Below are 19,771 nucleotides of genomic sequence, written 5' to 3'. Positions count from 1 at the left end.
TTCTCTCTGTGCCTCTGCGGTGAACATTCAGTTTTAGGAAGAACTTATAGGAGTTGGACATGCCGACATTTGTTTACATGACCCAGTGCGACGGCTGCGGACACTGTGTGGATATCTGTCCCTCGGACATCATGCACATCGACAAGACCTACCGGCGGGCCTACAACATCGAGCCCAATTTCTGCTGGGAATGCTATTCCTGCGTGAAGGCATGCCCGATGAACGCCATCGATGTCAGGGGCTACGCCGATTTTGCGCCACTGGGGCACAGCGTTCGGGTCCTGCGCGAGGAGGAAAAGGGCACCATCTCCTGGCGTATCAAGTTCCGGGATGGCCGCATCAAAGACTTCGTCTCACCCATCACCACCCAACCCTGGGGCGAGAAGATCCCGAAGCTCGCGGAGTACGAGGTTCCCGATGAGAAGGAACTCGACTCTCCGCTGCTCTGCCACGAGCCCGATGGGCTCAAGGTCGACGGAGGCTTACCCACGATTGATAAATCCAAATTCAAACAGGGGGTATATTACTGATGGGCTTCAATACGGTTTTCGAAGAGTGCGACATTCTGGTGGTCGGTGGCGGCATGGGGGGTACCGGTGCCGCCTACGAGGCCCGCTACTGGGGACGCGACCTGAAAATCGTGGTGGCCGAGAAGGCCAACATCGATCGCAGTGGCGCCGTGGCCCAGGGGCTGTACGCCATCAACTGCTACATGGGCATGCGCTGGGGAGAGAATCAGCCCGAGGACCACGTACGCTATGCACGGAATGACCTGATGGGCATGGTGCGCGAGGACCTTGCCTATGACATGGCCCGGCACGTGGATTCCGCGGTTCACCAGTTCGAAGAGTGGGGGCTGCCCATCATGCGCGACCCGGAAACGGGCCGTTACCAGCGTGAGGGCAAGTGGCAGATCATGATCCACGGCGAAAGCTACAAGCCGATTGTCGCCGAGGCAGCGCGCAAGTCTGCCGACAAGATCGACAACCGCATCATGGTGACGCACCTGTTGATGGACGAGAGCAGACCGAACACGGTCGGCGGTGCCATCGGCTTTAATGTGCGCACGGGCGCTCTGCATGTGTACAAGGCGAAGACAGTCATCATCGGCGCCGGTGGTGCCTCGCACATCTTCAAGCCGCGCTCGGTGGGCGAGGGGATGGGACGGACCTGGTATGCGCCCTGGAGCAGTGCCTCGGCCTATGCGCTGCCGATTCAGGTCGGCGCCAAGATGACCCAGATGGAGAACCGCATCGTCCTGGCCCGTTTCAAGGACGGGTACGGTCCGGTTGGTGCCTACTTCCTGCATCTCAAGACCTATACACAGAACGCCTACGGCGAAGAGTATGAGTCCAAGTGGTATGACGAACTGAAGTCGATGGTGGGTCCCTATGTCGACCATCACCCGACTCCCACATGCCTGCGTAATCACGCCTTCGTACGGGAGGTGGCGGCCGGTCGTGGCCCCATCCACATGGTGACGAAGGAAGCGTTCCAGGATCCGCACAAGGAGACCGTGGGCTGGGAAAACTTTCTCGGCATGACTGTGGGCCAGGCGGTCGTGTGGGCATCCCAGGACATCGATCCGAAATACGTCAATCCCGAGCTGACCACCTCGGAGCCCTACGTGATGGGTTCCCACGCCACCTGTTCCGGGGCCTGGGCCAGCGGACCGGAGGATCTCTCTCCCGACGAGTATTTCTGGGGTTACAACCGGATGATGACCGTGGAAGGGCTGTTCGGTGCCGGCGACGCCCTGGGCGGCACGGCGCATGCGTTCTCCTCGGGTTCATTCACCGAGGGTCGGCTCGCTGCCAAGGCGGCAGTCAAATATATCAGGGACCACGCGAACGACAGGGTCGACGTTTCCGACAAGCAGATCGAGGAGTTGCGCGAGCAGATCTACAAGCCGCTCGAGAACTACGAGATCGGACGTAACGAGATCGTCGCGGGTACGGTTTCGCCCAGCTATATCCTGCCGATCCACGGTCTGCAGCGCCTCGAGAAGATCATGGACGAGTATGCCGGCGGCATCACGGTCAACTACATGACCAACGAGCCCCTGCTCAAGCGCGGGCTGGAGCATCTGCGGATCCTGCAAGAAGACCTGGAACACATCGGGGCCGAGGACCTGCATCAGTTGCAGCGTGCCTGGGAGCTCAAGCACCGGGCACTCGCTTCGGAGTGTGTCGTTCATCATACGCTGTTCCGCCAGGAGACGCGTTGGCCCGGTTACTACTACCGTGGCGACCACCCGCAACTGGACGACGACAACTGGCATGTCCTTACCGTCTCGCGGCGTGACCCGGAATCCGGCGAGTGGACCATGGAGAAGGCCCCGGTCTACCACATCGTGGACTAGCCCCTATTTCTCACCGCAAAGGCGCAAAGTACGCAAAGACTGACTTACAAGTCATTGGTTTCTTGGCGCTCTTGGCGGCTTTGCGGTTGGGCCGTGAGAAGTCCGGCTAATGCCCCGCCTAACCCCAAAACAGATCAACGTTGGTACCGATGACCATTGATACTGCTTCCCTATCGACGACCGAATCCAGCGAACCCGGTCGTGCAAACACCGGCTCGACAGAGCAACACGCGGATATCGAAGCCCTTGGGAAAGAGCAGGGGCTCGAGCCCCCCGAGCTGGCTTCTCTTGTTGCCTGTGCTCGCGCCAGTGGTGCAACCCGTCAGCAACTGCCCGGCGTGCTGCGACAGGCGTGTTCCCGACTCGACAACCTCCGTTCCCACGCCTTTCGCGATCTGGCAGGCGAACTCCCGGCCGGTGAAACCGCCGCTGCGGTAGCACGTGCCCGGCAGGCACTGCAGGCCGGTCCGTCCTTCTCGCTGGAAGCGGCCGAGCAGGCATTCGGCGAAGCCCTTGCGTACAGTCTGCAGGACAGTGCCGCAACGCCCGACAGGGTGGCGTCCATCGCCGCCGGGCAGGCAGAAGTGGCCGCGGCGGCGCAGCTCCACCGCAAGGCCGCTGAACTGTATGCCAAAGTGGCGGAGGTGCCGGGCCTCGACGCGGCGACACAGTGGCAGTTCGAATATGGGCGGGCCGCGGTGCTGGATGAGTTGGGCCGGGAATACGGCCAAGACGAGGCCCTGCGAGAAGCGGTCGAACTCTACGAGAGCCGCGTGCTGCCGCTGGCTCCCCGAACCGAACGACCGGCCGACTGGTCGGCGACGCAACATGCGCTCGGCAATGCGTTCGGCATCCTTGGCCAGCGCGGGCGAGGCACCCGTCTGTTGGAGCGGTCCGTGGAGGCGTTCGAGAATGCTTTGGGTGAACGCAGTCTGGAGCAGACACCGATGGGGTGGGCCGCAAGCCGGCACGGTCTCGCCAATGCACTCGGCCTCCTTGCCCAGCGCCAACAGGACCTCCACATGCTGGAGCGCGCGGTCTCGGAATTCGAGCGTGCGCTCGAGGCGCGCGACCGGGAACAAACCCCTCGGGACTGGGCAATGACCCAGTACCATCTGGGCACGGCCCTGTTGACCCTGGGCCAGCTCAAGCACGACAGCGCCTTCGTGGCGCGCTCTGTCGCCGCCTATCAGCAGGCGCTGGAGGAGTGGACCCGGGAACGGGCGCCGCTCGATTGGGCCCGGACCCAGAACAGCCTGGCGTCCGCGTTACGGGTGCGCGGCGAGCAGAACGCTGACCCGCAGGAACTGGAGCAAGCAGTCTCCGCCTACCGGAGCGCGCTGACGCTGTTGACCCGCGAACAGTGGCCTGCAGAGTGGACCCTGATCCAGAACAACCTGGGCGCCGCACTCCACAAGCTCGGCGAACACGAGAATGGCACCGGTTCCCTGGACGAGGCGGTCACCGCCTACGAAAACGCACTGCAGGAGTTGTCCCGCGAGGACAATCCCCTCGCCTGGGCCATGACCTGCGCAAACCTGGGCAGTGCGCGGCGGGGCTTGGCCGAGCGGACACGGGACGTCGAGATATCTCTCCAAGCGGTTGCCGATTTTGAGGCCGTTGCGGAGGTTTTCCATGAAGCCAGCCATCCCCGGTACTATCACCTTGCCAAGGAACAGCTATCCCATGCCCGCAAGCTGGCCGCGGAACTGGCGGAGTAGTCGCTCACAGTTCCAAGTCGTTGCTGACTCGACGCTCAGCCAATGCTTTTAGCGGGATAATCAGGGTCAGGGAATAATCAGGATCAGAGTTGGTCAGAACCAACTGCTTTACGAGTTTTCGTGCGACTTGTGGCTCCTTTCTTTAGCGGCTTTTTTCGGTGAAAACAGCCACCGTGCACAGAGAGAACTAACCGGTATAATGGGGTTTGATGCTCCACCCCTTGCTACCGGTATGCGCCCTTTCATCCTCCTACTCCTGCTGCTACTTCTTTCCGGGACCGGTTGGGGGGATACCGTCGACCCGCGACTCAGAAATCGGCTGGTGGACGCACTGGCGGAAGGATTTGATTACGGCGATCGGTGGGATGTAGAGGTCTGGGTCACCGATATGGCTACGCGACTGTCCAACCGCGTAACCGACAGGGAGGAGCGGCTCACCATTCTCAAGCACACTTACATCGAAGCCCACCAGGCGGGCCTCGACCCGGAACTGGTGCTGGCCGTCATCGACACCGAAAGCAACTTCGACCGCTTTGCCATCTCCGAGGCCGGGGCCCGCGGGCTGATGCAGGTCATGCCCTTCTGGCTGAAGGAGCTCGGCAGGCCGGATGACAACCTGTTCGATATCGCCACCAACCTGCGCTTCGGCTGCACCATCCTGAAGTACTACCTGGATCACGAGGACGGTGATCTCACCCCGGCTCTGGCCCGCTATAACGGGAGTCTCGGCAAGGTCTGGTACCCGCAGCGGGTTTATACCAAGCTTCGGGCGAGTTGGTATCGCTGACCGGACTCTTGGTGACGGCCTGAAGGGCGACCTGCGGGGCTGAACGGAGCTTTGACGACCCGAAGGCCGACCTTGTATCTCTCCACGGGGGCTCTGGCCAGATTCCTGTGGCGGGCTGACGGGCGATCTGCGGGGAGGGGCCGAGTTGGCCGGAGTCTGTGACGGCCCTGAAGGCGTACCTACTCGGGGAGGCGATGCTTTAGCGCGTTGAGAAATCCTGGGGTGGCGTCTCTTCTGCCGCTTGGCATTCCACGGACCTCACATCAGCGGCATCGGGTCCTTCCCACAGCCACGCCTTCAATTGCTCAAGGTCACTCGTTTCACCACAAGCCAGTACTTCCACCTGGCCGTCAGAGAGATTACGGGCGTAGCCCGTCACGCCCAAGGCCTGCGCCTGACGACGGGTGCCAGCCCGATACCAGACCCCTTGGACCCGGCCGCTCACGCGGCATCGCAGACACTGGCTCATGGAAAATCCATGTCCACCGGCTGACCGACTCTGAGAGGTCGCTCCGAGTCGGGTGAAAACACCACATCCACGGGGTAACGGTCGCTGCCGGCAGCAACCGGCTCCACGCCGATATGGTAAAGCTCCCCACGATACTGCCGGTCCCCCACCCGCACTCGGATCTCCTCCGCCGTCTCAATGCCGGCCAGCTGCTCCGCACGTGCCTCCATCCGGGCTAGCAGCTCTCCGGTCCCGGCCATCGTCACCAGCGGAACGCTCTGAAGCCGGGTAACGACGGTTTGTCCCGGCTCGGCATTACGGTTCAACACCACACCATCAAAGGGAGCCCGCACTGCGCTGTAACGCAGCCGCTCGCGAGCATCGACCAATTGTGCTTGTGCCCGCTGGTAAGCCGCTGTAGTTCGGGAAGAGTTGATCCTGGCCAGTTCCAGGTCGTGATCCGAAAGCAGTGTACGGTCGTAGAGTTCCTCGGTGCGCTCCAGCTCACGTCTAGCTTCTTGCAGGGCTGCAAGCTGAAATGCCCGCTCTGCCTCGGCCTGCTGGACCCCCGCGCGCAAGGCCCCCTGGTCCAGTTGCACGAGCAGATCGCCTTTCGTCACACGGTCCCCCGGTGCTACCGCAACCTGCTCCACCACACCGGAAACCAGCGTGCTCAGTTCCACACGCTGAAGCCAACGCACCTGGCCTTCGAACGACTCAGCGGCCGCCTGAGCAGCGGCCATTACCAGGCCGGCACCCAGGAACGTTACGGAAACCCTATTCATGCTCATTTCTCCCCTAACCTCCATCGCCGGATATGGGCGCGTTCGGCAATCCACCCGCCAGCGCTTTCAAGCGCTCCCAAGCCAAAGCACGGTTAAAGCGGTTCTTCGCGGCATCAAGTTGAGCCTCCGAAAGTCGCACCATGGCATCGCCGAGATCGGTCTTTACTTCCAATTCGTAAATCGCACGACTACGGTCGAGGTAGAGGTCACGGTAGTCCTGCAGCGCCAGTATCCGGTCCGCATCCACTCGCAGTGTCTCCAGGTCGAGATAATTATCCAGCAATGCCTGCCGAACCGCATCCTCTACCGCGGCAAGTGAGGCCCGGGTCCGGTTCAAATCCGCTTTCGCCCTGGCAATTTGGGCACCAACGGCGCCACCGCTGTACAAAGGCACGCTCAGTACCACACCGGCGCGCCAATCATCATACGAACCGGCTTCCCGGGCATAAGTAGACGCCTCGATCTCGCCGTCCAGATAGGGCCGACGGCCGGCACGCGCCCCTGCCACTCGACTTTCGGCTGCTTTCACTTCCGCCCGCAGCGCCCGGATAGCGACATTCTCCGCCAGTGTCTTCTTCAACAAGACCCCATATTCGGGTAACTCCTCTTCCAACTGCGGGAGATCGGGACGAACGAGTTCGGATGAGAGCTCTCCCGGGCGGCCCAAGGCAATAGCCAGATGGGAACGCGTCGACCGCTGTCGCGCCTGACTGGTAGCACGCCGCTTGCGTACCGCCTGGTACTCAGCCTCCATTTCCAACAGGTCGATGTCGGAAACCTGGCCCAGTTCGTGGCGGTCCTGCAATCGGTCGAAGTTGACATAGACGACGGCCATCTCCTCGTTGTCCCGCGCAAACTCCAGGTCTGCCAGCAGAACATCGAAATAGGCTTCCATGATGGCGATGCGCCGCTGCCGTACGATATCGGCATATTTCAGCCGGCTGGCCTTGCTAGTACCCTTGGCCGCCGCTTCCTCGGCGGCACTACGACCAAAATCGTAGAGGTTTTTGCGGACGAACAGACTGCCTCGGTGATCGTCATTGGACTGGTCGGCGGCAACTGCGGATGGTTCGATCCAGCGCAGGCGTCCCTCCAACCCAACGTTCACGCCGGTGCGCGATTGCGCCAATCTCTCTTCCGCCTGACTATAGGCCAAGTCGGCGCGGGCCTGCGCCACATCCGTCGGAACGCTCTCTGCCAGAGACAGGGCATGTTCGAGCGTGAGTGGCCGGGGAAGCGAACCAGTATCAGCCGTCGAGGCCCCGACCATCAACAACAGGGCCACCGCTGCGACGCAACGGTCCGGAACTCTCTTCTTCATAACCCTTACCGATGCTGGCGTTTGAACCGGGTGAAGGAGGTTTCCCGGTAATGGCCCTCTGCAACATAACGGCCCAGCAGCATGAACTCTTCGGCGTCACGCGTACGACCGGTGAACCGATGGATTCTCTCTCCGTCCAGATCAAAAAATGCAAAGACCGGAGTGGCACGTACGCGGTGCTTCTTGAAGGCGAAATCCTTCTGGGTCATGAGTTCGCCCGAGAATGCAGTTACCTCGATTTCACCTTCGATATCGACGGGAAAGCTGAGAAAGTGTTCCCGATAGAACGCCTGCACATCCGGCTGATTGAGAACGTGCTCTTTCATCCAGTGGCAAAACGGGCACTCATCCATCTCGAAAAAGAGAAGAATCCCCCGTTTGCCCTCATCGCGGGCAAGCTGTAACTCTTCAGTAAAGTCCCCGAAGGTCTCATTGAAAAAATATTCATAGGGATCACGCTCACCCACCGCGTAAGTTGGTCCGACCAATCCAAACAGCAATACGAATACGGGCATTAGGCGACGCATACTGACCTCCATCCTCGTTTAATTATTATAGGGTTCTCGGGATAAACAGCACTTTTTCCTGTCGCGAGTGCACTCCGAAAAATGCCGTTTAGCGACGGGCCTGCCGATCGAAGCCGTCAATAAATTCCTCGAGTCCTTCGCTGGTAATAGCCCCGACTTCCCGTGCAACCACTGTCCCGTTCGGGGAAACCAGATAGGTCGTCGGCAAGCCGGGAATCGGACCGAGCATCTGGGCATCGGAACTACGAACGCCAACCGGGTAGGTAATCAGATTCTCTTCGAGGAAGCGCCCCAGACGATCCACCTCCAAATCTTCCATGTTGATGCCGACCACGACGGCATCAACATCCTTGTGTTCGTCGTGAAAGTGGACCAGTTCGGGTAATTCTTCGAGACACGGCGGACACCAGGTGGCCCAGTAGTTCACCACTACCCATTTACCCCGGTAATCAGACAGATTGTGGGCCTGACCGCTACTGACATCCTCGAACGTAAGTTGGACGTCAGCCAGTGCGGTCAGACTGGAAGAAACGGCAAAAAGCAGGAAAAAAAGCTTGCGCAAGGAACTCGCCTCCGACGGATGTAGGGATACATTGCCAGCACTCGCACCGATGCGCAACGGACTTTTTAAGCGAAATACTCTACGTTTACAGCCAATCTCGCAGTTTCTGTGCGGCTAAGCCGGAAACGAAAAAAGCCCCGCCGAAGCGGGGCTTTTTTCCCAGGAAGTGCCGAGGTCTTAACGTGCCAGGTAGGCTCTGTCAGACTCTTCAACAACTCCCACCGACCAGGCACCGCGGGTGCGGGCATGGTTGACAGCGGCATCGATGTCACCATCGGACCAGTCATTCCGGATCGTGAAGTTCTGTCCCGGATGAATCAGGTCCGCATCATTGATCTTGTCACGGTTAGCTTTATAGATCAGCGGCCATTTGTAGGGGTTGTTGTAAACGCTGCTCTTGCCGGAGATGCTCCACAGGCTATCACCACGTTCAACCGTATATTCATCGGCGGCCTGCTGCCGCTCCTGCTCTGCCTGCTGCTGGGCCAGGCGTTCATCTTCGAGCTGCTTCTGCGCGAGGGCATTTTCGGCCTGACGGCGAGCACGATTGGCCAACTCCACGGCATTAGTGGTGTCACCATCTGCGAGAGCCGCTTCGGCTTCCTTAACCATATCGGCGCTATCCCGCCAGACTGCGCCCGCGGCTTGGGCTTCTTCAACCGCAGCGTGGGCCGCATCGATCGCAGCCTGTGCTTCGGCGACTGTAGGCGCCTCAGGCTCTTCCTGCTGTGGTGCGGTGGCGCAGCCCACCATAAATCCAAGGATGAGCGCCAATAGCGCCGAGTGCTTCATTACCGTCAAGATTTTCATCGTTCTTGTGCTCCGGGACGATTGATTTTTGTCGAAAAAAAATTCTAATTTTTGGACCGTTTGCTTCGAGGCCAAACTAGCACCGGCTACTGCCCACGTCAATGCGACCCAGTTCTCAAATTCCCTAACAAGAATCAGAGGTTAGGGACAACGGCTATTGTGCCGTGGCCAATGCATGGTCTCGCGCAACGACAGCAGCCGCCTTGGCAGCGGTAGCATTGCGGCGAGCTCGCTCGTATTCGCCATGCTCCAGATCACGGGCAGCCTGCTCCAGGAAGGTTTCCGCCTGGTCCAGGTATTCGGAGGCATGGCGTTCGGCATGGGCTTCCCGAGCTGCATGGATGGCTTGGCGAGCATCGCTCATTTCCTGTGCCGGAGGCATGCTGGCACAAGCCACCAGGACCATCACAAACAGAAGCGGCATCAATCGGATTGTCGTTTCCATCCACAAACGGGTGCCGTTCCGAGAGCCTTCCAAATTCCGCAGGTTCGGGTCGCAGTATCTTATACGCATAGTCATTCTGTTTCCCTAACATCTCGCGCGAAGATATCGTATTCGGGCACTGGATGATAGCTGCCCGATTGGGAACGGGAACGAACAGCAGGCTGAGGCCGGACGCTCCTTGCTCGAGAGCTCAAAATCACCGTACACTCTTGTTTCTGCTAGGATAAGTCCAAACTAACACCGAATTGAAAAAACTGTCAAGGTGAAAAGTATCACCCCGACTCCGGCTGAAACGCTACAATCGACCATCTCGACACGTAAAACAAGTCCGCTATTATAATCGGAGAAGGTATAGAAGTTGCTGGTGCCGGAGAAAGGCTTCGAACCTCAGAATGCCGAATACCCGCCGGAATACATCCTGGAGGTACTGTAGACGTGATGGAAGTGCTTGTCCTCTATTACAGTCGCCATGGCGCCACCGCCGCAATGGCCCGGCTGGTCGCACGGGGAGTGGAAGAAGTGCCTGGGATGCAGGCCCGCCTACGAACGATATCCGAGGTTTCGACCGTCACGGAGGCGGTGGCGGACGCGATTCCCGGGGAGGGTCCGCCCTACGCCTCCATCGAAGACCTGCGGGAATGCGTCGGACTCGCCCTCGGCAGTCCGACGCGATTCGGCAACATGGCGGCACCGCTAAAATATTTTATCGACACCACGAGCCCGTTATGGCTCTCCGGAGCGCTGATCGATAAGCCGGCGACGGTTTTCACCTCCACCTCGAGCATTCATGGAGGGCAGGAGACGACGCTGGTTTCGATGATGCTGCCGCTTTTGCACCATGGAATGGTGCTGCTGGGACTCCCCTACAGCGAGGCGGAGCTGTTCACGACAACCGGTGGGGGAACGCCCTATGGGTCCAGTCATGTTGCCGGTATGGACAACCGTAACCCGATCAGCGACTCCGAACGGAAGCTATGTATCGCCCAGGGGCGACGTTTGGCCGAGTTGGCATGGCGAATGAATCAGGAGAGAAAGTGAGTCAAACCCGCCTTGCCTACCGCATTGCCCTCACCGGCTATTTCGGACTGCTGATCCTGTTGACGGCATGGACAGCCTGGCTTTCACCCCCGGAAAGCTTGCCCATCTCACTGGTCCTGCTGATCGGAGTTGGTCCACTATTATTGCCTCTGAGAGGATTACTGCAGGGGCGTTCCTATACCTTCGCCTGGACCAGTTTTCTGACCCTGCTCTACCTGGTGCACGCAATACTGGAGATCTACAGCAGTCCGGCCGACCGGCTGCTCGCCACGGCGGAATTGCTGTTCGCTCTGATGCTCTATGGAGGAGCGGTAGCCTACGCCCGCTGGCGCGGACAGGAACTCAAGACCGGATAACCGCCAGCTGTTCGCGGACGAAAGGGATGGTGAGCCGCCGCTGGGCAGCGAGCGAGGCGCGGTCCAGGTGTTCAAGCATCGAAAACAGCGAATGCAGGTCCCGTGGGCTGCGTTGCAGAATATAGTTGGCCACCTCGTCCGAAAGCGCCATCCCCCTGCGGCGGGCGCGCAACTGCAGGGCGGTGCGCTTGTCGCCGTCGGCGAGCGGCAGCAGTTGATAGACCGGTCCCCAACCGAGGCGCGAACGCAGGTCGGGCAGCAAAATACCTAAGGCCCCCGGCGGGGCATCGGCCGCCACGATAATCCGGCAGCCACTCTCCCGGGCCCGGTTATAGAGGTGGAACAGGCCAAGCTCCCACTCGGTATCTCCCGCCACCTGCTGAAGGTCATCGACAGCCACCAGGGCCATGGTTTCCAGCCCCTCCAGCATCTCCGGCGCAAGTTCTACGTTGTCGGAAAGTGGCAGATAGACGGCACCGCCACCCCCGCCACTCATCCCTTGACAGGCTGCCTGCAGCAGATGGCTGCGGCCGCTGCTGCTGCTGCCCCAGAGAAACAGGAAAGGCTCATCCCCCCTCTCGAGCTGAACAACGACCTCCGTATTGGGGCCGGCAAAGAAATTATCGAAGGTCGCTCCGTCGCGCAATCCGATCCCGAGCGGCAGTTGAGCGCTCACGATCGATCCGTTGATTGATTGAACAGCTCGCTGTCCATGTAATGTTCATGGGCATAACGCAGGAGGACCATCACAATGGCGGCCACCGGCAATGCCAGCAGCACGCCGATAAATCCAAACAGCTGGGCTCCGGCCATGACCGCGAAGATCACCGCCACCGGATGCAGGCCGATGCGTTCACCGAGCAACAGCGGCTGCAGTACCATGCCCTCGATAGCCTGACCCACTCCGAATACGGCCACCACGTACAACAGGTGCACGGCATCCTGAAACTGCATTATGGCCGCGATGCCGGCCGCCATGATGCCGACGATAAAGCCCAGGTAGGGCACAAAACTGACGAGCCCGGCCAGCACACCGATCAGCAGGGCCAGCTCCAACCCCACCAGCGAAAGCCCCAGTGAATAGATAAATCCCAGCGCGAGCATCACGATCAGTTGCCCGCGGAAGAAGGCCCCCAGCACCTCGTCGGAGGCGCGGGCCAGGCGGACGACATCCGGCTCGAAACGGCGCGGCAGCAGCTCCCGTATTCGACCCACCATCACGTCCCAGTCACGTAACAGGTAAAAGGTCACCACCGGAATGAGGATGAGATTGGCCAGCCAGCCAAGCAGCGTAGCCCCGGAACGGGAGAGCGCGCTAACCACCCCGCGAGCCGAACTGGCGGCCTGTTGCCAGTAGTCACTGACCGCCGTTTTCAGTGCACCCAATTCGAGCCCGCCCAAGTCGATACCCAGCAGGGCTCCAAGCGCCGGCAGACCCTCCCTTTGCACCCAGTCGATGTAGGTGGGCAGCTTCGATATAAAGAGCACGATCTGCCGTTCGAGCAGTGGAATAAGCACCAGCATCAGCGCAAAAATAGCGGCCAGCAGCACTACGAATACCAGGACCACCGAGAGTAAACGTGACAGACCACGGCTCTCCAGACGATCGACGACCGGATCACCAATATAAGCCAATACCGCCCCTGCCACGAATGGCGTCAGGACCGGGGACAGCAGGTAAAGTAAATACCCACCCGCCGCCAGCGCAGCGAGCCGGTACCACTTTTGCGATTCCGTCATCGAACTCCCTTGCGTTCACTCGAGTAGAGGTAATGTGCACGCCTTCCCCAAATTCCGACGTATTTAAGCCCACTCCAGACGGTCGTAACGGCCACGGCCAGAACCATCCCGTCGATCATCGCTTCGGGCAGCGCCTGCATTGCGAGGGAAAAAAGTACCAATAATACCAGCAGCACCTGAAGCGCCGTATTGGCCTTGCTAATAAGGGTGGGTTCCATTTCCACCCGCCCTATCAAGAACTGGTAGGCCGTCGCCCCACTGACGATGACGATATCGCGGAGAATAACCAGGATCACCAGCCAGGCCGGAAGCATGCCGAGCAGGCCCATCGTGATATAAGAAGAGACCATCAAGAGTTTGTCGGCCAGCGGATCGAGTAGCGCTCCCAGCCGGCTCGACCACCCGAAGCGCCTTGCCAGAAAGCCGTCCAGCGCATCGGAAGCCCCGGCGACTGCGAACAGCCCCAGGACCATGCCGTATTGCCGATTAATGAGTAACCCGATCAGCGGAATGACGAGCAGTATTCGAAAAAGCGTGATGAGATTGGGTATAGCCTTCGGACTCACGGCACCAGACGGTAGAGCAAGGCCCTACGGCTTCCTTGTTCTGCGTCTGTTTCGAATCCTACCTGTTCCCGTTCGGGCTTCATTCTTGACTGCGGCGCTATTCCAGGCTGTGGCGCTATTCCAGGCTGTGGCGCTATTCTTACTTGTGGCGCTGTTCGTGCTTGTGGCGCTGCGACTGACGTCAACACGTCACCGAGAGAAAGCGTGTTCACCAGCCTCTCTGTGCCGCCATCCACTTGCAGACTAAAGCCCACCGTATCGGCCTCCACCCGGACCACATCGATATCGGCAATGATGTTGAGACCGGTCAGGTAACCCAGGGCCCGCTGTAATCCCTCCAAGTCGACTATCCCGGCCACATCCAGTTCCAGTCGGTCGCCCGGCATCCCTTCGTGTAAGCTGGAAAAGGCTGCAGACAACCGATCCGCTGCCCCTTCGATCCCCAGGGCCACCAATGACCGTTGATCTTCGCTCTCTCCGCTCCAGCGGAAAGTCGTGTCTCCCTGATACAGCGACCAGCGCACCGCCCAGCGGGAACCTCGCAGTGGATAGAGCCTGCCGACCAGCACTGCCTGGGGGTCGTAGCGTTCGGAGATTTCCACAATGGGCTGATGGAAGTCACCCCAGATATCCGCCGGTCTGACCCGTGACTGCTCGGCCAGATCCAGCAGCGGCAGGCGCACCGGCAACCCGCGGCGCTCTCCAGTAGTGGTCAGCATGTCGCGGGCGACGCCTTCGTCATTGGTGCCCACCAGTTCACGATTCCCACCGTGCTCTACCGCGAGCCAGACCAGCGTGACAGGACGGGCGGCGCCCCATACGGAAATGTCCTGATCCCGCAACAGGTCGTCGACTGCCCGAGCGTCAAAGCGGACCCACAGGACGAGTTCATCGGTCGAGGGTGATTGCCGATAACGATACTGCTGAACGTACTTGGCGACTTTGGCCGGAGTCCTGTTTTCGGCCTGACCGGAGCCACTCACCTTCACCAGGACCTGGGCCAGGGCACGGGCAGTGGCATCCTGTCGCGCAGCGCGGCTTTGATTAGCCACGGGCACCTCGGCCTCGTAGAAACCGAGGTGCTCCCCCGCCAGGACATCGATCCCGGGCAGAAAAAGTGATAGAGAAAAAAGAAATACACGTAACCGCATCATCCGGCGCAAACTATGCGAGTAACTGCAGCAAGTCAAGCAAATAGAGCCGATTCCAAGCCCACGGCGGGACTGGTAAAATAGACTCGCAGGCCCTCTTTCTCAACCGACTCAGGATTCCCCAGTGAGCAGCGACCCAAAAACCGGCCCACAAGGCCTCAGCTATCGTGATGCCGGCGTCGACATCGACGCTGGCAATACCCTGGTCGAACGCATCAAGCCGTTCGCCAAAAGTACCTTACGACCCGGCGTTCTGAGCGGCCTGGGCGGTTTCGGTGCCCTGTTCGAGGTTCCGCTCGATCGCTACCGCAATCCGGTGCTGGTGGCCGGTACCGATGGCGTGGGCACCAAGCTCAAGCTGGCAATGGAGTTGAACAAGCACGACACCATCGGCATCGATCTGGTGGCCATGTGCGTCAACGACCTTATCGTCCAGGGTGCCGAGCCGCTGTTTTTCCTGGATTACTACGCGACCGGCCGCCTCAACGTGGATGCCGCGGCTGACGTGGTGAAAGGGATCGCCGCCGGCTGCGCACAGGCCGGTGCCGCCCTGACCGGCGGCGAAACGGCGGAAATGCCCGGTATGTACCAGGGCGAAGACTACGATTTGGCCGGGTTCTGCGTCGGCGTGGTCGAAAAGAGCGAAATCATTGATGGCAGCAGGGTTGCAGAAGGAGATGCGATTATCGGACTTGCCTCCTCCGGTCCCCACTCCAACGGCTACTCGCTGATTCGCAAGGTGCTCGAGGTGAGCGGTACCGGGCTCGACGCCGATTTTGGTGGCCGACTCATCGGTGAGGTCCTGCTGGAGCCGACGCGGATTTACATCAAGCCGCTACTGAAGTTGTTTCAGGATGCGGATATTGAAGTCCACGCCCTGGCCCACATCACCGGAGGCGGCCTCACGGAGAACCTGCCCCGGGTGCTACCGGAAGAGACGCAGGCCATCATCGACGCCGCCAGCTGGACTCGCCCCGCCATATTCGATTGGCTCCAGAGTACGGGCAGTATCGGCGACGAAGAGATGTATCGCACCTTCAACTGCGGCATAGGCATGGCAATCTGCGTGCCCGGTGGACAGGCACAACTCGCTGCCGAACGGCTTCGCGAGGTGGGAGAAGAAGCCATGATCATCGGTCATATCGAGGCGGGCAGCGGAGAGCGGGTCGTGATTCGATGAGTGCAAAGCTGCCCATTGTGGTACTACTCTCTGGAGGTGGCACCAATCTGCAGTCCATCATCGACGCCGCCCGGGCCGATCTGCCCGTGGAAATCCGGGCCGTCATCAGCAATAGGGCCGATGCGTTCGGCCTGGAGCGGGCCCGCCGTGCGGATATTCCGACCGAAGTGGTCGAGCATCGGCAGTTTACCGATCGCGACAGTTACGATGCCGCACTGATGAAGTGCATCGACGGTTTTAATCCGGAACTGGTAGTGCTGGCCGGGTTTATGCGCATTCTCGGCGATGATTTCGTTCGCCACTACCAGGGCCGAATGCTCAATATCCACCCCTCACTGCTCCCCAGACACCGGGGACTCAATACCCATAGCCGTTGCCTCGAAGCGGGTGATGCCGAACATGGCGCCTCGGTACACTTCGTCACCCCGGAGCTGGACGCCGGGCCCATTATCCTTCAAGCCCGAGTCCCGGTATCGCCTGACGACAGCCCGGAGGACCTCGCATCGCGGGTCCTGGAACAGGAGCACCGGATCTATCCCCGGGCCATTCGCTGGTTCGCGGAGGGACGACTCAAGCTCGAGAACGGACATGCCCTGCTGGATGGACAGCCCGCACTTCAGCGTGATTAGCAGCGACCGGCAGGATAATCTACGGCCGAATCGGAACCATTCATGAACCCGTAGCCTAAATACCGGACGGGTTGTCGGAGATGTGATACAACCCAGGGCAACCTCATACTTTGAAGCGAGCGGTGTAAGTCCTTGATAGCAGGTCGTCGGCAGCACGCCGCCGGGAATGGGAATGGGAATGGCGGTGTTCGACAATGCAGGAGCACACTTGTCGAGGGATATTGCCGTCGAGCGTACACGGATGAAAGATGATCGCTCCTGCAAAATCTTCACTTCCTACATCCCTGTAGGTCGTATTCAGAGCGTACCGGCTATCAAGGACTTGGTTCGCTCGCCGGCATCAAAAGTGGGAGTATGCGGTTACCCTGTGATACAACCCGAGTTGGACCTCAAATGGGAGTTGACCCTGAACGTGGCATATTTTGCTTTGACGACGGCTCTGTTGGTGGCACTGCTGGCGAGTCCCGCCGGGGCCAAGCCCACTTATGCGCCCGAGCCCTACGAGGCCCTGTACACGGTTCATGCCAACGGACTCAAGGTTGGCGAAATGACCCGCAAACTCGAGAAGCGCCCCGACGATACCTGGTTGATGGAGTCATCGCTCTACACCACAGGGCTGGTTGCCCTTTTCAAGGATCACCGACTTACCGAAAGGAGCCTTTGGCGCTCTCAGAATAGCACCCTCATCCCCCTGGACTTTCAGGCGAAACACACGGGCGGCAATGACGACTCTGTCGAGCGCATGCGCTTCGACTGGAAGGAAGAGGTCGTCACCTATCTCCGCGAAGGTAAAGAGACGAAGGTGGCCGTGCGACCGGGGATTCTCGACAAGCTGCTATACCAGGTCGCACTTGAGCGCGACCTCTCGGAGGGGGAGAAGCACCTCGAGTACACCTTCGCCGATCGGGGAGAGATCAAGACCTATCGGTTCGATGTGATCGGGCAGGAGCAGTTGGAGACCCCTCTCGGTACCTATCAGACACTGAAGGTCCAAAGGGAGGATGTCACCCTCTGGGTTGCTCCGGCGCTCGACTACACGCTGGTACAGCTCGTCCAGGAAAAGAAGGATTACACGGCCACCAGTTATATCACCAAACTGGAACGCCAGGAATAATCCGCTCCCGCAGTCTACCGGGAACCTCTAAAAATTCATTTTTTGTCACTCCCGCGAAAGCGGGAGCCCAGTAAATCAATGGCTGGATTCCCGCTTTCGCGGGAATGACGAATTTATAGAAGTGCCCTAGCGTCGAAAGCCGCTTCAGGTGACGGGCAGCGTTACACCGCGCTGTCCCTGGTATTTGCCGCCTCGATCCAGGTAGGAGGTCTCGCATACTTCATCCGATTCGAGAAACAGCATCTGCGCAATGCCCTCGTTGGCGTAGATCTTGGCCGGCAGCGGCGTGGTATTGGAGAATTCCAGGGTCACATGCCCCTGCCACTCGGGTTCCAATGGCGTTACGTTGACGATGATGCCGCAGCGCGCATAGGTCGACTTACCGAGGCAAATGGTCAGTACGCTGCGTGGAATGCGGAAATACTCCACCGTGCGGGCCAGTGCGAAGGAGTTGGGCGGGATAATGCAGACGTCCGACTTCACGTCGACGAAGCTGGACTCGTCGAATCCTTTCGGATCGACAATCGCCGAGTTGATATTCGTGAAGATCTTGAATTCATCGGCACAGCGCACGTCATAGCCGTAACTGGAAGTTCCGTAGGAAACGATCCGGTTACCGTTCACCTCCCGGACCTGACCGGCCTCGAACGGCTCGATCATGCCCTGCTCTGCCGCCATGCGGCGGATCCACTTGTCGCACTTGATGCTCATGGGAAAATTTGAAACGCCCAAGGGAAAGGCATCAAAGATACAGGGAAAAGGGGAGCCCGGACAAGCCTGAGTTTTGACCCCGGGGAGCGAGCGAGGAGATGGTTCCCAAAAGGGATGAGCCACAGAGAACACAGAGTTCACGGAGGCCTTCACGCAACCAGGCCGTTCTCCGTGTCTCTGTGCCCTCTGTGGTTAAGGCCGTTAGCTTCAGATCGGTGTCAGTCGTTCTGGATGACGATCTTCGGGAAACGGGCGCTGTAATCCTTCGCCTGGCCGGCAAGCTTGGCACCCACCTTGCGAGCGATATCCCGGTAGATCTGGGAAATCCGGCCGTCGGGATGGGCCACTACGGTCGGCGTGCCGCTGTCGGTCTCCTCACGGATGGAGATGTCCAGCGGCAGGGCACCGAGGAAGTTCACGTTATACTCCTTCGCCATGGACTGGCCGCCGCCCTCGCCGAAGATGTGTTCCTCGTGGCCGCAATTGGAGCAGATGTGGATGGACATGTTCTCCACCACGCCCAGCACCGGCACCTCTACCTTCTCGAACATCTTGTAGGCCTTGCGGGCATCCAGCAGAGCGATATCCTGCGGGGTGGTGACGATCACCGAGCCCGAGACCGGGACCTTCTGCGCCAGGGTCAGCTGCGTATCACCGGTACCCGGTGGCAGATCAATTACCAGGTAATCGACTTCACGCCAATTGGTGTCGTTCAGCAGCTGCTCCAGGGCCTGCGTCACCATCGGGCCACGCCAGATCATCGGCGTATCTTCGTCGATCAGATAGCCGATGGACATGGACTGGATGTCGTGATTCACGATGGGTTCCAGGGTATGGCCGTCCGGCGAATCCGGCTTTTTGTCGTGAACGCCGAGCATGCGCGGCTGGCTGGGGCCGTAGATATCCGCATCCAGCAGACCCACGGTAGCGCCTTCGGCGGCGAGCGCCAGCGCCAGATTCACCGAAGTGGTGGACTTGCCGACGCCGCCCTTGCCGGAAGCGACGGCGATGATGTTCTTTACGCCCTTGATGTGCTTGACACCCTTCTGGGCAGCATGGGAGACGATGCGGGTATCGATCTCGATTTCGGCGCTATCAACGCCCTCCACCTGTTCGACAAGCCCCTTCAGCTTGCCGGAAACCTCGTCACGGTAGCCGTTCATCGGGAAACCGTACTCGACGACGATTTTCACCTTGCCGCCGTCGATCTGGATGTCTTTCACGGCCCTGGCGGAGACCACGTCCTTTTCAAGGTACGGATCGGAGTAGCCTTTGAGCGCCTCTTCAACCTGCGACTGCGACACCTGTGCCATCATTCTCTCCTGGGTTTTTTGCCGGCGCCATGCGCCCGGACATAATAACTGAGTAATTCAATCGGAAATTATCGCAGAGATTCATTAGTGTCGCAAACCACCGGCCGGTACGGAAGCCTTTGCCGCGATTATCGACAATAACGATATTCCTCAGGGCCGCGTAGTAGCGGCCTGAGGGGCGATTATCCCCAAGTCTGAGCCGTGA

22 protein-coding genes are annotated in these 19,771 nt (G+C 59.7%); 9 read left to right on the top strand and 13 right to left on the bottom strand.

The window, feature by feature from the left end; all coding sequences use genetic code 11:
- The first annotated feature begins 59 nt into the window (after positions 1–59).
- The 4 genes from aprB to Q7L05_RS01080 all read left to right on the top strand — a co-directional run bounded on the left by aprB (position 60) and on the right by Q7L05_RS01080 (position 4,870).
- Entirely contained in the window at positions 60–530 is a 471-nt protein-coding gene (aprB, locus tag Q7L05_RS01095; RefSeq protein ID WP_303900965.1) for an adenylyl-sulfate reductase subunit beta, read from the top strand.
- The gene (gene aprA / locus Q7L05_RS01090) at positions 530–2,362 is read left to right on the top strand and encodes an adenylyl-sulfate reductase subunit alpha (protein ID WP_303900964.1); all 1,833 of its coding nucleotides are present in this window, start codon (positions 530–532) and stop codon (positions 2,360–2,362) included. The genes aprB and aprA overlap by 1 nt, the downstream gene beginning before the upstream one ends.
- A gap of 149 nt (positions 2,363–2,511) precedes the next feature.
- Positions 2,512–4,083 carry a tetratricopeptide repeat protein gene (locus tag Q7L05_RS01085; protein WP_303900963.1) on the top strand — a complete coding sequence of 524 codons (1,572 nt, stop codon included), beginning with the start codon at positions 2,512–2,514 and terminating at the stop codon, positions 4,081–4,083.
- A 199-nt stretch (positions 4,084–4,282) separates the two neighbouring features.
- Positions 4,283–4,870 carry a lytic transglycosylase domain-containing protein gene (locus Q7L05_RS01080; protein WP_303900962.1) on the top strand — a complete coding sequence of 196 codons (588 nt, stop codon included), beginning with the start codon at positions 4,283–4,285 and terminating at the stop codon, positions 4,868–4,870.
- Between the two features lie 199 nt (positions 4,871–5,069).
- On the opposite strand, the gene Q7L05_RS01075 is transcribed toward Q7L05_RS01080, so the two are convergent.
- The 7 genes from Q7L05_RS01075 to Q7L05_RS01045 form a co-directional block, all read right to left on the bottom strand.
- Positions 5,070–5,339 carry an acylphosphatase gene (locus tag Q7L05_RS01075; protein ID WP_303900961.1) on the bottom strand — a complete coding sequence of 90 codons (270 nt, stop codon included), beginning with the start codon at positions 5,337–5,339 and terminating at the stop codon, positions 5,070–5,072.
- On the bottom strand, positions 5,336–6,103 hold the full coding sequence (locus tag Q7L05_RS01070; protein WP_303900960.1) for an efflux RND transporter periplasmic adaptor subunit: 768 nt from the start codon (positions 6,101–6,103) through the stop codon (positions 5,336–5,338). The genes Q7L05_RS01075 and Q7L05_RS01070 overlap by 4 nt, the downstream gene beginning before the upstream one ends.
- Before the next feature lie 13 nt (positions 6,104–6,116).
- Positions 6,117–7,424 (bottom strand): TolC family protein, encoded by a 1,308-nt coding sequence (locus Q7L05_RS01065; RefSeq protein WP_303900959.1) that lies wholly within the window; start codon positions 7,422–7,424, stop codon positions 6,117–6,119.
- Between the two features lie 5 nt (positions 7,425–7,429).
- On the bottom strand, positions 7,430–7,951 hold the full coding sequence (locus Q7L05_RS01060) for a thioredoxin family protein (protein ID WP_411293303.1): 522 nt from the start codon (positions 7,949–7,951) through the stop codon (positions 7,430–7,432).
- Between the two features lie 88 nt (positions 7,952–8,039).
- Positions 8,040–8,513 (bottom strand): TlpA family protein disulfide reductase, encoded by a 474-nt coding sequence (locus tag Q7L05_RS01055; protein WP_303900958.1) that lies wholly within the window; start codon positions 8,511–8,513, stop codon positions 8,040–8,042.
- 177 nt (positions 8,514–8,690) lie between these two features.
- Positions 8,691–9,323, bottom strand: coding sequence for a LysM peptidoglycan-binding domain-containing protein (locus Q7L05_RS01050; RefSeq protein ID WP_303900957.1), 633 nt, complete (start codon positions 9,321–9,323; stop codon positions 8,691–8,693).
- A 154-nt stretch (positions 9,324–9,477) separates the two neighbouring features.
- Positions 9,478–9,768 carry a DUF4398 domain-containing protein gene (locus Q7L05_RS01045; protein ID WP_303900956.1) on the bottom strand — a complete coding sequence of 97 codons (291 nt, stop codon included), beginning with the start codon at positions 9,766–9,768 and terminating at the stop codon, positions 9,478–9,480.
- Between the two features lie 435 nt (positions 9,769–10,203).
- Here Q7L05_RS01045 and wrbA point away from each other — a divergent pair, with 435 nt between their 5' ends.
- Positions 10,204–10,806, top strand: a complete 603-nt coding sequence (gene wrbA / locus Q7L05_RS01040) for an NAD(P)H:quinone oxidoreductase (RefSeq protein ID WP_303900955.1) — start codon at positions 10,204–10,206, stop codon at positions 10,804–10,806.
- The gene (locus tag Q7L05_RS01035; RefSeq protein ID WP_303900954.1) at positions 10,803–11,162 is read left to right on the top strand and encodes a DUF2069 domain-containing protein; all 360 of its coding nucleotides are present in this window, start codon (positions 10,803–10,805) and stop codon (positions 11,160–11,162) included. Before wrbA ends, Q7L05_RS01035 begins: the two co-directional genes overlap by 4 nt.
- Here the strand turns inward: Q7L05_RS01035 and hda are convergent.
- The 4 genes from hda to Q7L05_RS01015 are packed head-to-tail and all read right to left on the bottom strand — an operon-like array spanning position 11,149 to position 14,622.
- Positions 11,149–11,841 carry a DnaA regulatory inactivator Hda gene (gene hda / locus Q7L05_RS01030; protein ID WP_317623074.1) on the bottom strand — a complete coding sequence of 231 codons (693 nt, stop codon included), beginning with the start codon at positions 11,839–11,841 and terminating at the stop codon, positions 11,149–11,151. The two genes, Q7L05_RS01035 and hda, sit on opposite strands and share 14 nt — an antisense overlap.
- A complete protein-coding gene (locus Q7L05_RS01025) occupies positions 11,835–12,902 on the bottom strand; it encodes an AI-2E family transporter (RefSeq protein ID WP_303900952.1) in 1,068 nt (355 codons plus the stop codon). Before Q7L05_RS01025 ends, hda begins: the two co-directional genes overlap by 7 nt.
- Positions 12,899–13,468 (bottom strand): CDP-alcohol phosphatidyltransferase family protein, encoded by a 570-nt coding sequence (locus Q7L05_RS01020; protein ID WP_303900951.1) that lies wholly within the window; start codon positions 13,466–13,468, stop codon positions 12,899–12,901. The genes Q7L05_RS01025 and Q7L05_RS01020 overlap by 4 nt, the downstream gene beginning before the upstream one ends.
- Positions 13,465–14,622 (bottom strand): DUF2066 domain-containing protein, encoded by a 1,158-nt coding sequence (locus tag Q7L05_RS01015; protein ID WP_303900950.1) that lies wholly within the window; start codon positions 14,620–14,622, stop codon positions 13,465–13,467. The genes Q7L05_RS01020 and Q7L05_RS01015 overlap by 4 nt, the downstream gene beginning before the upstream one ends.
- 121 nt (positions 14,623–14,743) lie before the next feature.
- Between Q7L05_RS01015 and purM the strand changes: the two genes are divergently transcribed.
- The 3 genes from purM (at position 14,744) to Q7L05_RS01000 (ending at position 17,542) form a co-directional block, all read left to right on the top strand.
- On the top strand, positions 14,744–15,799 hold the full coding sequence (gene purM, locus Q7L05_RS01010) for a phosphoribosylformylglycinamidine cyclo-ligase (protein WP_303900949.1): 1,056 nt from the start codon (positions 14,744–14,746) through the stop codon (positions 15,797–15,799).
- Positions 15,796–16,428 carry a phosphoribosylglycinamide formyltransferase gene (purN, locus tag Q7L05_RS01005; RefSeq protein WP_303900948.1) on the top strand — a complete coding sequence of 211 codons (633 nt, stop codon included), beginning with the start codon at positions 15,796–15,798 and terminating at the stop codon, positions 16,426–16,428. Before purM ends, purN begins: the two co-directional genes overlap by 4 nt.
- 208 nt (positions 16,429–16,636) lie before the next feature.
- The gene (locus Q7L05_RS01000; protein ID WP_303900947.1) at positions 16,637–17,542 is read left to right on the top strand and encodes a DUF3108 domain-containing protein; all 906 of its coding nucleotides are present in this window, start codon (positions 16,637–16,639) and stop codon (positions 17,540–17,542) included.
- Positions 17,543–17,686: 144 nt separating this feature from the next.
- Here the strand turns inward: Q7L05_RS01000 and dcd are convergent, their stop codons facing one another.
- Both dcd and apbC read right to left on the bottom strand, forming a co-directional pair.
- Positions 17,687–18,253, bottom strand: coding sequence for a dCTP deaminase (dcd, locus tag Q7L05_RS00995; RefSeq protein ID WP_092997248.1), 567 nt, complete (start codon positions 18,251–18,253; stop codon positions 17,687–17,689).
- Positions 18,254–18,471: 218 nt separating this feature from the next.
- On the bottom strand, positions 18,472–19,566 hold the full coding sequence (gene apbC, locus Q7L05_RS00990; protein ID WP_411293304.1) for an iron-sulfur cluster carrier protein ApbC: 1,095 nt from the start codon (positions 19,564–19,566) through the stop codon (positions 18,472–18,474).
- Positions 19,567–19,771: the final 205 nt, after the last annotated feature.

This window comes from Thiohalomonas denitrificans, from assembly GCF_016841685.1.
Taxonomy (GTDB): Bacteria; Pseudomonadota; Gammaproteobacteria; order Thiohalomonadales; family Thiohalomonadaceae; genus Thiohalomonas; species Thiohalomonas denitrificans_A.
This window is presented reverse-complemented; position numbering and strand designations above follow the sequence as displayed.